The organism is Ectothiorhodospira magna, from assembly GCF_900110965.1.
Lineage (GTDB): Bacteria > Pseudomonadota > Gammaproteobacteria > Ectothiorhodospirales > Ectothiorhodospiraceae > Ectothiorhodospira > Ectothiorhodospira magna.
In genome coordinates, this window is sequence record NZ_FOFO01000001.1 from 45,667 (window position 1) to 57,560 (window position 11,894).

Consider the following 11,894-nt stretch of genomic DNA (forward strand, 5'->3'; position numbering starts at 1 on the left):
GGGACGAAAGACCCACACAGGGATGACACCGCCCCATCAGGTGATCACCGTCGGCGCTTCGCGCCCCGTATGTTCCTCAATACCCGCCACCTCATGGGCAATGGCAATCAGCGGCGCCAGGGCCGACTGGGTTTCCAGAGCATGCCGTTGCGGGTCCGGCTCATACCGCTCCACATAAAGTCTCAGGGTCGCCCCCGCCGTGCCCGTGCCCGACAGTCGAAACACCAGCCGTGACCCACCCTCGAACAGGATACGAACCCCCTGGCCCTGACTGATGGTGCCGTCAATGGGGTCTTCATAGGCAAAGTCATCCGCCAGACTCACCGTATGATCACCCAGGCGTTTACCGGGCAGTGCCGACAACCGATCCCGCAAACGCCTCATCAGTGTCTCGGCCCGTTCAGCATCCACCTCCTCAAAGTCATGGCGGGTGTAATAATTGCGACCAAACTGCCGCCAATGGGACCGGACGATGTTTTCCACCGAATCCTGACGCACTGCCAACAGGTTGAGCCAGAACAATACCGCCCATAGGCCATCCTTTTCCCGTACATGGTCAGAACCGGTACCGAAACTTTCTTCCCCACAGAGGGTGACCCGGCCTGCATCAAGCAGATTGCCAAAAAATTTCCAGCCGGTGGGGGTTTCAAAACACTCGATGCCCAAATGGGCTGCCACCCGGTCTGCCGCCTGACTGGTGGGCATGGAGCGGGCAATGCCGGCAATGCCGTCGCGGTAACCGGGCACATGGTGAGCATTGGCGGCCAGGATTGCCAGACTGTCACTGGGGGTGACGAAAAAGCCCCGCCCCAAAATCATGTTGCGATCCCCGTCACCATCGGAAGCCGCCCCAAAATCAGGACCATCACGGTGATACATGGCCTCCACCAGATCCTGGGCATATACCAGATTGGGGTCTGGATGCTGCCCGCCAAAATTGGCCAGCGGGTCACCGCGCATCACCGTATCAGACCTGGCCCCCAACATCTCCACTAAAATACGCCGGCCATAGGGCCCCGTCACCGCATACATGGCATCAAAACGCATCCGAAAGGCGGTGCCGGTGAACAGGGTGCCAATACGGTCAAAATCAAACAACGTCTGCATCAGGGCGGCATAATCCTGCACCGGGTCTACCACCTCAATGTCCATGGCACCCAATGTGCTGTTGCCCAGATGATCGATATTGACAGGGTGGATATCGGCAATCCGGTACTCGGTCAGGGTCAGGGTGGCTTTGTGGATCGCGTTGGTGACTTTTTCCGGTGCCGGCCCCCCATTGGGGGTATTGAACTTGATGCCGAAATCCCCCTGGGGACCGCCGGGGTTATGGCTGGCAGAAAGAATGAGCCCGCCCTGGGTCTGATAACGACGGATCAGGCAGGAAACCGCCGGGGTGGACAAAATGCCCCCACGTCCCACAATCACCTTGGCGACCCCGTGGGCAGCCGCCATGCGCAGGATGATCCGGATGGCTTCCCGGTTGAAGTAGCGGCCATCACCGCCCAGCACCAGGGTGCCGCCCTTGAGTGCAGTCTGGGTGTTGAAAACGGCCTGGACGAAATTTTCCAGATAATGGGGCTGCTGGAAAACACGCACCTGCTTGCGCAGGCCGGAAGTGCCCGGTTTCTGGTCTGAAAAGGGGGTAGTGGCAACCACATTGATGTTCATAAAATATCCGCAAGAAAGCCCGCAATATCAATCGCGGGAGGAATTACGGCTGCGGTATTGCAACCGCCGAAAATTGAAGCTGCGCGATCGACATTATCAAATGCCGGGCAGTCTGTCCCGATCAGGCACCAGGAGTCTCGGCTCGACCTATCACCTTGAAGGCGACGAAGGGCACCATCGGCGCAAAAGTCTCAATCTTCATCTGCGGGTCTATCATAAATGGCTCGGCCATTGCCTGCATCAGGGCCATCGGTTCCACAGGGCAGACCCACCCCTTTGAAAAATTCTTGACTCCCCAGCTTGGTTTTGTAAGACTACCTCTAAACCTGACTTAGAAGGTCGGGAATTGTGAAGCCTGACAACCCAGAAGGGGGCCTCCATGAAACTGTCAACCAAGAGTCGATATGCGGTAACCGCCATGCTGGATCTGGCCATTCACGACCGTGTTGGCCCGGTCACTCTGGCAGACATTTCCCAGACCCAGGGCATTTCCCTGTCCTATCTGGAACAGCTGTTTGCCAAACTGCGCAAACAGGGGCTGGTGGCCGGGGTGCGGGGACCTGGTGGCGGCTATCGTCTGGCCCAGCCCGCCCATGAAATCACCGTGGCCAGCATCATCACCGCGGTGGATGAGAACGTCAAAATGACCCGTTGCCAGGGCAGCGGTGACTGCCACGACGGACAGCGTTGCCTGACCCACCAGCTTTGGGACGAGCTCAGTGAGCAACTGTTTACGTTCCTCGATGGCATTACCCTGGACCAGTTCGCCAACCGTCCTGAAGTCCAGCAGATCGTCCGGCGCCAGCAACAGCAGCATCCTCGCCCTGCTCATCCCCATTTCATTTTTGGCCGCTCTGCAGCCTGATAAGGAGGTTCCCATGTCATCAACAAGGCCCATCTACCTGGATTATGCCGCCACCACCCCGGTGGACGAGCGGGTGGCAGAAAAGATGTTCCGGTTCATGACCGTGGGCGGGGCTTTTGGCAATCCTGCCTCCCGCTCCCACAGCTTTGGCTGGGAGGCGGAACAGGCGGTGGAGGAAGCCCGGGAGCAGGTGGCCGCCCTGGTGGGGGCCGACCCCAGAGAGATCGTCTGGACCAGCGGCGCCACTGAAGCCAATAACCTGGCCATCAAGGGGGCCGCCCATTTTTATCAGAAAAAAGGACGCCATATCGTCACCGTCAAAACCGAGCACAAGGCGGTACTGGACACCTGCCGGCAACTGGAACGGGAAGGCTTTGAGGTCACCTATCTGGACCCGGAACCCAATGGTCTGCTGAATCTGGACACATTGGAGGCGGCTCTGCGTGACGATACGGTGCTGGTTTCCGTGATGCACGTCAATAACGAAATCGGCGTCATCCAGGATATCCAGGCTATCGGCCATCTGACCCGGTCCAGGGGCATCCTGTTTCATGTGGATGCTGCCCAGTCCACCGGCAAGGTGCCCTTGAACCTGGCTCAACTGCCGGTGGATCTGATGAGTTTTTCCGCCCACAAAACCTATGGTCCCAAGGGTATCGGCGCCCTGTATGTCAGTCGTAAACCCAGGGTGCGGCTGGAGGCCCAGATGCATGGAGGAGGCCATGAGCGGGGCATGCGCTCTGGCACCCTGGCGCCTCATCAGATCATCGGCATGGGGGAGGCGTTTCGTATCGCCAGGGAGGAAATGGGGGCAGAGCAGGAACGTCTGCGCATGCTAAGGGATCGACTTTGGGCGGGCCTTTCGGATATGGAAGAGGTGTATCTCAACGGGGACCCGGTGCATCGGGTGGCCAATCATCTCAATATATCCTTCAATTTCGTGGAAGGAGAGAGCCTGATCATGGCCCTCAAAGACATTGCCGTCTCCTCTGGTTCAGCCTGTACCAGTGCCAGTCTGGAGCCGTCCTACGTCTTGCGCGCCCTGGGACGGGATGATGAACTGGCCCATAGTTCCATCCGTTTTTCTGTGGGCCGCTATACCACGCTGGAAGATATCGACCGGACCATCGTCCTGGTCAGATCCGCAGTGGAAAAACTCCGGGCACTCTCCCCCCTGTGGGAAATGTATCAAGACGGCGTGGATCTCAAAACCGTAGCGTGGGTGGCACATTAAGCCCCCCGGAACACCCATTTGAGAGGTAATCAGCCATGGCCTACAGCGACAAAGTTATCGACCACTATGAAAACCCCCGTAACGTGGGATCCCTGGACAAGGCAGACCCCCATGTGGGCACCGGCATGGTGGGCGCCCCGGCCTGCGGGGATGTGATGAAACTGCAGATTCAGGTCAATGATGCCGGTGTCATTGAAGATGCCCGGTTCAAGACCTACGGTTGTGGTTCCGCCATTGCCAGTTCCAGCCTGCTGACCGAGTGGATCAAGGGCAAGACCCTGGAAGAAGCCGCAGCCATCAAGAACACCGAGATCGCCGAGGAACTGGCCCTGCCGCCGGTGAAAATCCACTGTTCGGTCCTGGCCGAAGACGCCATCAAGGCTGCCATTGCAGATTTTCGCAGCAAATCGCCACAACACTCTCCGGTTGATCACGAGGTACCCCAGCGACTGTCGGCGTGACCCGCCCAGAGGTTCCCAGGCAGGATCACTGCCCCGTCATCTCCCGGCAAAACCGGGAGATGACGAACCTTGGACCAGGTCAAAGTACAAACGACAGGGCATAATAGGCCAGAGCAGCGGCCCCCAGACACAGGATCACCGACAGCAGGACATTGCCCAGGGCGGCGACCCCATGCCCCCGTTGCAACAGCATCAGGGTTTGCAAACTAAAGGATGACACGGTGGTATAGCTGCCCAGGACACCCAGCACGCCCCAAATCCAGACAGACTGCCACGCCTCCGGTGTCCCGGCAGCCTCTATCCCGGCAGCGGCCAGACCGATCAACAGGGCGCCGGTCACATTCACCAGCAAAGTCCCCCAGGGAAAATCCCCCCCGAGCCTTGCAGTGACCTGGGCGCTGACCCAGTAACGGGCCATCCCGCCCAGAGCACCCCCCAACAGCACCAGCAACAGGGCCCAAAAAGAAAAGTCCATCACATCGGGTATCCGTATGACTTAGCTATTATGGGTCAAGCATACAACACAGAGGATCGCCCAAGGCCTGATGGATCCATCACGAAACTTCCCTGACAATAGGACATCCAAGCAGTGAGTTGTCCAAATCCCTACAACCCAAAGCAGTCCCATACCGAACCTGGCCGCTGCAATCCCGCAGCCGCCATCCCAACCCACCCCAAGGGTGGGCTTTATCGTGGAGGAACTGATGAACTACCGTTACACGTCGCTGATCGCTGCATTGTCCATCCTGCCTCTGGCCCTGCTGGTGGGATGTTCCGATCCCGGGCCTGCAGAGGAAGCCGGACAAACCGTGGACGAAGTCATGGAGGATGCCAGAGAGCAGCTCGACAGCGCGGCGGAGACAGCCAGAGAAGCCGTGGACGAAGCGGCTGACACACTCAGAGACCCCGGTCCGGCAGAGGAAGCAGGCCGGGAAATTGATGATGCCGTAGACACCACCCAGGAGGCGCTTGAAGACGCCCGGGATTGATCTGTCCCCCCAAGTGCCGGAGATACTGCTGATCTCCGGCACCCACCGACTTGTTCCGACCCGCTCCCGTTCCATAAAATGCAGCCATCCTTTGGTTGTTCATCTGTCTCCGGGAGGAATGCCACCTTGGTAGAAATCATCAGGGCCTTGAACCTCACACCTGAGCAGGAAGCCCTGGTAGATTTGCACAGTTTCCTTAATGTGCTCAACATACTGTCAGCAGAGATGGATCTGCTGGCCCATTATATCGGGGGGGATGACAACCTCAGGGCGGGCATCACCACCGTGCATGAATTTGCCAAGGCGCTCAGGGATCCTTTTCAGGCCCGGCTCTGGATCGAGGATATCGAAGCCGTCCACCGGGAGATTCGCGCCGCCGTGGACCAGGCCACCACCGGTCTGGAACCAACGCCGGAATCGGCGGAATGCATCGACAACATCAACGCCATCATGGTGATTTTCAAGTCCCGGGTCCGGGAACTGGCGGTGCGGGCCAACGTGCCCCTGATCTGGAAATGGCACGAGCTACAGACCCTCCGGGAAGACCTGAGCCTGCTGTTTCAGGTCATGGCCCAAAAAAGCAATGGCCGGTTTGGCATCAAGGACAACATCGCTGATCAGGGAGAACGGGATTATCTGGTGAAATTCGATACCGCTAGCCACGACGGCCACCAGATCTTCATGCCTGCCATCTTTACCGACGTGATCCGGGATCTGCTGGCCAATGCCCGCAAGTACACAGCCCCCGGCGGCAAGGTGCTGGCCGGTCTGCATGATAACGGGCACCGGATTCGGCTGGTGGTGGAAGACACCGGCATCGGTATTCCAGAGGACCAGATTCAGGACATTGTGACCTTCGGCTTTCGGGCAGACAATGCACAGGCCCGCCGCACCTACGGCGGCGGTTTTGGCCTGACCAAAGCCTACTGGGTCACCAGCCGCCTGAAGGGACGCATGTGGATCCACTCCAAAATCGACGTAGGTACCCGAGTCACCATCGAGTTTCCCCGTCTGACCCGCCCCGAACCGACGGACGCGCCCTACGGCAGAGCTTGAATGAGTTCCGATTCCAGCCGGGTCAGAGTATCCGCCAGGGCCCTGGACAGGCCCGCAGCCAGCTCGGCGGGGGTCGCCTCGGGCAGCAGTTGACGGGATTGCAGGGTGGAGGCCAGCAGGATGCGCCGGGGTTCCCTGTCGGCGATGGAGGACAGATAGACCTGAATCTCCAGTACCGCCGCGGGCGTTTGGGCATCCCGCAGATCCCCGTGGATGGTGTTGACCAGAATATCCAGGCGATAATCCGCGTCCCGGGCCAGACTGGCGGGTAGCACGGTGCTGAACAACCGGGCCTCCCCGATCCAGTCCCGGGTGGCGCTATAGACCTGATCCCGCACCGGGGCAAACCATTCATGATGGAAATCAGCCACATACCGGGCGTCATCCATGCGGTAGATCAGGCCGCGTCCGGAGAACTCCGGGGCCACCCGCACCGTCCCCATGACCACAGAGCCCGCCACCGGGTTTCGGATCGGGGCGGTATCGGGCCGCTTGGCTTCCATCAGGTAGGCGGTACGCACCGGAGGTTCCCGCTCCAGGCTCACACTGCAGGCCGCGGGCAGCATCAGGGCGGGTATCAGCAGACAGGCCAGCAGCAGCCTGGGCAATGACAACAGGATGGGCTTTGGCATCATCGAGGCAGCTCGGCAGGTTCAGGGGGGCGGTTGAGGATGGCGCCCGGATGGCGACGCAGCTCCTCGGTCAGATCCCGCAGGTGATCGGTCATGGCCCGCAGATTATCCAGGGTGGCAGTGATGTCCTGCTCATGGCCGGCAATCAGATCGTCGGTGCGGGCCACCGTACCCTGAAGCTGATCCAGGGTACGGATCAGCCCCTCCAGGGCGACCTGGATCTCCGGTGACTCGGACAGGCGCCGGAGATTGCGGGCGGCCTGCCCCAGTTCTTCGGGAATCCGTGCCAGTTGGGGGGAGTCCGCCAGTCCCTGCACCCGCTTGAGGATATCGTGGGTCTGCTCCAGGGTCCCGGTCAGCTCCCGCATCAATTGGCCGGTATCCACCTCCTCCACCAGAGTGTTGAGATTGACGGTGAACCGTTCGATGTTGGATAGAATGGCTTCCACGTCCATCCGGTCCACCCGCCGCATGATGTTGTCCGCATACTGCAGGAACTGGGTCATGGTGCTCGGTGCCGAGGGGATGTAGAGATAGTCCGGGGTCCAGTCGATGACCACCGGCGTGAAGGTGCCCGTATCGAAGAAATCCAGTTCCAGGAAATTGATCCCGGTCACCCCCTGGCTGGTCATGCGCACCCGCAGACCCCGCTCCACGAACAGGGCCAGTTCCTGCCTGACATCCCCCATGGAGGGGCTGAGCAGATCAGGGCGCAACCAGCCCCGAACCAGCACATACTGGGCACGGTCGGCCACCGGCAGCTCTTTTTGGTAATGGGCATAGGTGAAACTGATCTGGCTCACCTCGCCGATGGTGACCCCCCGCAGCTTGATGGGCGCCCCCACGTCCAGCCCCTGAATGGAGCCATCGAAATAGGTTTCCATCATCAGCTTGGGCCGCAACAGTGCCCCCAGCCCCAGCGCCAGCAGGATCACAACAGTGGCGGCAAAGGCCCCGACGATGAACAGGCCCAGACGAAAATACCCGGCACGACTACTCACGATGCCTCCGTGGCTTCACGGTTGAAGAAACGACGCACCCAGGGGTGTTCACTATGGTCCCGCAGCTGGGCGGGGTCGCCCTCGGCCAGGATGCCCTGGGTTTCCTTGTCCAGCATGATCACCCGATCGGCAATGGTGAAGATGCTGGGCAATTCGTGGGTCACCACCACGAAGGTGATGCCCAGGATGCGGCTCAGACGCAGGATCAGCTGATCCAGTTCCGCCGAAGTGATGGGGTCCAGACCGGCGGAGGGCTCATCCAGAAACAGGATGTCCGGGTCCAGCGCCATGGCCCGGGCGATGGCGGTACGCTTTTGCATCCCGCCGGAAATCTCCGCTGGCAGGTGCCGCTCAAACCCGGCCAGGCCCACCAGTTGCAGCTTGAGACGGGCCACCAGGTCCATGGCCTCATCGGGCAGGTCGGTGAACTCCTCCAGGGGCAGGCGCACGTTGTCCAGCAGGGTCATGGAGCCGAACAGGGCGCCCATCTGATACATGACGCCGAAACGCCGCAGGATGTCCCGCCGCGCCTGGCCCTCAGTGCCGGTGAAGACCTCACCGCCGATGGTCACCGAACCGGCCATGGGTTCATAAAGGCCAATCAGGTGCTTGAGCAGGGTACTCTTGCCACAGCCGGACCCACCCAGGATGACGAAAATCTCCCCTGGGGCAATATCAAAGCACAAATCCTTCAGCAACGGTCGACCACCAAACCCCAGGGTGAGGTCCCGGACCTGGATAATGGCTGGGGATGATTGCGGATCGGACGGCATCAGATACCCAAATGGAAGAAGATCACGGCAAACAGACCATCCAGTACCACGATCAGGATGATTGCGCTGACCACCGCCCGGGTGGTGGATACCCCCACCGCGGAGGCGCCGGTGCGGGTTTCCAGTCCCCGCAGACAGCCCACCCCGGCAATCACCAGACCAAATACCGCCGCCTTGAACAGGCCACCGAGAAAATCACTGGGGGACACCGCCTGACTCACCTGATTCATGAACGCCACCAGGGGCACATCGAAGGTCATCATCACCAGGGCACCCCCCATCAACCCCACCAGATCGGCAAAAATGGTGAGCAGGGGTGCCACGATCACTGCCGCCATCACCCGGGTCACCACCAGAAATCGCACCGGATCCAGCCCCATGGTGGTCAGGGCGTTGAGTTCCTCGTTGACTTTCATGGTACCGATCTCGGCGGCAAAGGCGGAAGCGGACCGCCCCGCCAGCAGGATCGCCGTCATCAGCGGCCCCAGTTCCCGAAACAAGGACAAGGCCACCAGATTGGCCACAAAGATCTCGGCACCAAACTGCTTCATGGCCACCGCGGACTGAAACGCCAGAATCACCCCCATGAGAAAGGCGATCAGGGCAACGATGGGCAGGGCATTGACCCCGGCCTCCTGGGCAATGCGCAGGGCGTCCTTCCAGCGGACCCTGGACGGGTGGATCAGACCGTGGAACAAGGCCGCCGTCGCCTCGCCGACGAACACCACATGGTTATACAGATCCCGGCCCAGGTCATGCACCCCCTCCCCCAGACGCTGGCGCAAGCCGGGAGGGGACCGATCCGGCGGGGGCGCCGCCAGGGCCTGGGCATCGAAGGGTTCGAGCAGTTGGGCCACCTTGGGCGGTACATTGGCCAGCGCCACCGGCGCCGCCGGGTCGCGGGGCTGGCGCAACAGATCCAGTAACAGGGCCACGCCGGCACCGTCACAATAGGCCACCGCCGCCAGGTCCACCTGCACCGGCTGCCCTGAATACCGAATCAGCAGGTCACGGGCATGGGACCATAACGGCCCCACCGTATAGGCATCCAGCCGACCGGACAGCACCAGCATGCACTCACCGTTGGGGCCGGAAGCCACGTCCAGTTGTGCACTGTCTTGATTCACCGATGTCTTTTTATCCATCAAAACCCGGAAACGCCTTGGCAAACCATTGATCATGTCGCTCCATATTGCCAGACTGGACACAATATAAAAGCGACCACCCCCATGCACCGGCCTGTTTAAAGCCCATGCCCTGGCCCACCTGCGATGGAGTCCTGCTGCCCCCCATGAATACCCTCCCGTCCTCGCCGGCCTCGTCCATCGACGCCATTTTGACACAACTGAACACGGTGATCCTGGGGAAATCCGGTCCCATCCGGCTGGCCCTGGCCTGCCTGCTGGCCCGGGGCCACCTGCTGGTGGAAGACCTGCCAGGGGTGGGCAAAACCACCCTGGCCCATGCCCTGGCCCGCACCCTGGGGCTGCAATTTCAGCGCATTCAGTTCACCAGCGACCTGCTGCCGGCGGATATCCTGGGTGTCCCGGTGTTCAGTTCCGAACGTAAATGCTTTGAATTTCATCCCGGCCCGATCTTTTCCCAACTGGTACTGGCGGACGAGATCAACCGCGCCACCCCCAAATCCCAAAGCGCCCTGCTGGAAGCCATGGAAGAACAGCAGGTGACCATCGAAGGCATCACCCGGCATCTGCCGGTGCCATTTTTTGTCATCGCCACCCAAAATCCCCAGGAACAAATCGGCACTTTTCCCCTGCCTGAATCCCAGATGGACCGGTTTTTGATGCGCCTTCATCTGGGCTATCCCGATGCCGCTGCCGAACGGGCCCTGCTGCGGGGTCAGGATCGCCGGGAACTGGTGGAAACCCTGCCCACCCAGGTGGACGGATCGGCCCTGTTGGCGCTGCAGCAGCAGGTGACCCAGATCCATGTCTCCGATGCCCTGCTGGACTACCTGCAGGCCATCATCGCCCATACCCGCCAACCGGGCATATACCGGATGGGACTCTCTCCCCGTGCGGTGCTGGCTCTGTTGCGGGCGGCCCAGGCCTGGGCCATGGTGGATCACCGGGATCATGTGTTGCCGGAAGACATCCAGGCGGTCCTGCCGCCGGTGGCCGGGCATCGGCTGCACCTGAGAGAATCCCCTGGCCTGGCACCGGAACAGGTTACCCGGCGCCTGATCGAAGCTGTCCCGGTCCCATGATGCAACCTTCGACCCTGGACCATCGGCGACTGCGGGAACGGGCCATTGCCTGGATCACCCGGCACCAGCGACCACAGGGGCGAACCCTGGAACTGGATCGGCGCTGCATCTACATCCTGCCCACCCGTCAGGGCTACACCTTTGCCCTGATTCTTGTGGTGATGTTGTTGGGGGCCATCAATTACAGCAACAGCATGGCCTTCATGCTGACCTTCCTGCTGGCGGCCCTGGGGGCCAATGCCATGTGGCATACCCACAGAAACCTGCTGGGGCTGAAGGTCACCCGCCAACCGGCCCAGCCGATCTTTGCCGGCCAGACTGCCCAGTTTGTCTATACCGTGGACAATCCCAGTCGGGCAACCCGTCGCGGCCTGCTGCTGGAGACCCTCAATGGCACACCGGTGCCCTTTGATGTCGGCGCCCGACATGCCACCCAGGTCACCCTGGACCTGCCCGCCCGGCGCCGGGGCCTGTTACGGCCCGGTCGTCTGCGACTTCATGGCCGCTATCCCATGGGACTGTTCCGGGCCTGGTCCTGGCTGCATTTTGATGATTCCGTACTGGTCTACCCCAAACCCCTGCCCATGGATCAGGCGCCCCCCTTTACCGGGCAGGATGAAGGCGAAAGCCAGGAACGCACCGATCCCGCCGGAGAGGAGTTTGCCGGAGTCCGGGGCTATCAGGCAGGAGACTCCCCCCGCCATCTGGACTGGAAAGCCCTGGCCCGTACCGGTGATTTGTATACCAAGCAGTTTGGCGAGGTGAGTGGCGGGCAAATCTGGCTGGACTGGGACCAGTTGCCGGCGGGTGATCTGGAAATCCGGTTGTCCATGATGTGCCATCAGGTGCTGCAGGCCCAGGCTCAGGGGCGGCGTTTTGGACTGCGCATGCCCGGCCTGACCCTGGACCCGGACACCGGTGAGGCCCATCAGCACCGCTGTCTGGGGTACCTGGCCTGCTTTGCTCTGCCAACGGATACCTAAAC

Annotated in this window: 13 protein-coding genes; 7 read left to right on the forward strand and 6 right to left on the reverse strand. The window is 60.9% G+C overall.

Annotated features, from left to right (window positions below; genetic code table 11):
• Positions 1–36: 36 nt before the first annotated feature.
• Positions 37–1,671 carry an alpha-D-glucose phosphate-specific phosphoglucomutase gene (locus tag BMX62_RS00190; protein ID WP_090202271.1) on the reverse strand — a complete coding sequence of 545 codons (1,635 nt, stop codon included), beginning with the start codon at positions 1,669–1,671 and terminating at the stop codon, positions 37–39.
• A gap of 379 nt (positions 1,672–2,050) precedes the next feature.
• Between BMX62_RS00190 and BMX62_RS00195 the strand changes: the two genes are divergently transcribed.
• The 3 genes from BMX62_RS00195 to iscU are packed head-to-tail and all read left to right on the forward strand — an operon-like array spanning position 2,051 to position 4,231.
• Positions 2,051–2,536 carry an Rrf2 family transcriptional regulator gene (locus tag BMX62_RS00195; RefSeq protein WP_090202272.1) on the forward strand — a complete coding sequence of 162 codons (486 nt, stop codon included), beginning with the start codon at positions 2,051–2,053 and terminating at the stop codon, positions 2,534–2,536.
• A gap of 13 nt (positions 2,537–2,549) precedes the next feature.
• A complete protein-coding gene (locus BMX62_RS00200; protein ID WP_090202274.1) occupies positions 2,550–3,770 on the forward strand; it encodes an IscS subfamily cysteine desulfurase in 1,221 nt (406 codons plus the stop codon).
• 35 nt (positions 3,771–3,805) lie between these two features.
• The gene (iscU, locus tag BMX62_RS00205; RefSeq protein ID WP_090202275.1) at positions 3,806–4,231 is read left to right on the forward strand and encodes a Fe-S cluster assembly scaffold IscU; all 426 of its coding nucleotides are present in this window, start codon (positions 3,806–3,808) and stop codon (positions 4,229–4,231) included.
• Between the two features lie 79 nt (positions 4,232–4,310).
• Here iscU and crcB read toward each other — a convergent pair whose 3' ends face one another.
• Positions 4,311–4,706 (reverse strand): fluoride efflux transporter CrcB, encoded by a 396-nt coding sequence (gene crcB / locus BMX62_RS00210; RefSeq protein ID WP_090202277.1) that lies wholly within the window; start codon positions 4,704–4,706, stop codon positions 4,311–4,313.
• A gap of 229 nt (positions 4,707–4,935) precedes the next feature.
• Here crcB and BMX62_RS00215 point away from each other — a divergent pair, with 229 nt between their 5' ends.
• Together BMX62_RS00215 and BMX62_RS00220 are read left to right on the forward strand one after the other, a co-directional pair.
• The gene (locus tag BMX62_RS00215; protein ID WP_090202279.1) at positions 4,936–5,220 is read left to right on the forward strand and encodes a hypothetical protein; all 285 of its coding nucleotides are present in this window, start codon (positions 4,936–4,938) and stop codon (positions 5,218–5,220) included.
• 126 nt (positions 5,221–5,346) lie between these two features.
• Positions 5,347–6,276 (forward strand): sensor histidine kinase, encoded by a 930-nt coding sequence (locus BMX62_RS00220; RefSeq protein WP_162273476.1) that lies wholly within the window; start codon positions 5,347–5,349, stop codon positions 6,274–6,276.
• Here the strand turns inward: BMX62_RS00220 and BMX62_RS00225 are convergent.
• The 4 genes from BMX62_RS00225 to BMX62_RS00240 are packed head-to-tail and all read right to left on the reverse strand — an operon-like array spanning position 6,261 to position 9,827.
• Complete coding sequence (locus tag BMX62_RS00225; protein ID WP_090202282.1) at positions 6,261–6,911, reverse strand: PqiC family protein; 651 nt, start codon at positions 6,909–6,911, stop codon at positions 6,261–6,263. The genes BMX62_RS00220 and BMX62_RS00225 overlap by 16 nt on opposite strands.
• Positions 6,908–7,909, reverse strand: coding sequence for an MlaD family protein (locus BMX62_RS00230; RefSeq protein ID WP_090202284.1), 1,002 nt, complete (start codon positions 7,907–7,909; stop codon positions 6,908–6,910). The genes BMX62_RS00225 and BMX62_RS00230 overlap by 4 nt, the downstream gene beginning before the upstream one ends.
• Complete coding sequence (locus BMX62_RS00235; protein ID WP_090202286.1) at positions 7,906–8,682, reverse strand: ABC transporter ATP-binding protein; 777 nt, start codon at positions 8,680–8,682, stop codon at positions 7,906–7,908. Before BMX62_RS00235 ends, BMX62_RS00230 begins: the two co-directional genes overlap by 4 nt.
• Positions 8,682–9,827, reverse strand: coding sequence for an ABC transporter permease (locus tag BMX62_RS00240; protein WP_090202568.1), 1,146 nt, complete (start codon positions 9,825–9,827; stop codon positions 8,682–8,684). The genes BMX62_RS00235 and BMX62_RS00240 overlap by 1 nt, the downstream gene beginning before the upstream one ends.
• Positions 9,828–9,973: 146 nt before the next feature.
• On the opposite strand from BMX62_RS00240, the gene BMX62_RS00245 reads away from it, so the two are divergent.
• The gene (locus BMX62_RS00245) at positions 9,974–10,909 is read left to right on the forward strand and encodes an AAA family ATPase (protein ID WP_090202571.1); all 936 of its coding nucleotides are present in this window, start codon (positions 9,974–9,976) and stop codon (positions 10,907–10,909) included.
• Positions 10,906–11,892 (forward strand): DUF58 domain-containing protein, encoded by a 987-nt coding sequence (locus BMX62_RS00250; RefSeq protein ID WP_238375777.1) that lies wholly within the window; start codon positions 10,906–10,908, stop codon positions 11,890–11,892. The genes BMX62_RS00245 and BMX62_RS00250 overlap by 4 nt, the downstream gene beginning before the upstream one ends.
• The last annotated feature ends 2 nt before the right edge of the window (positions 11,893–11,894 follow it).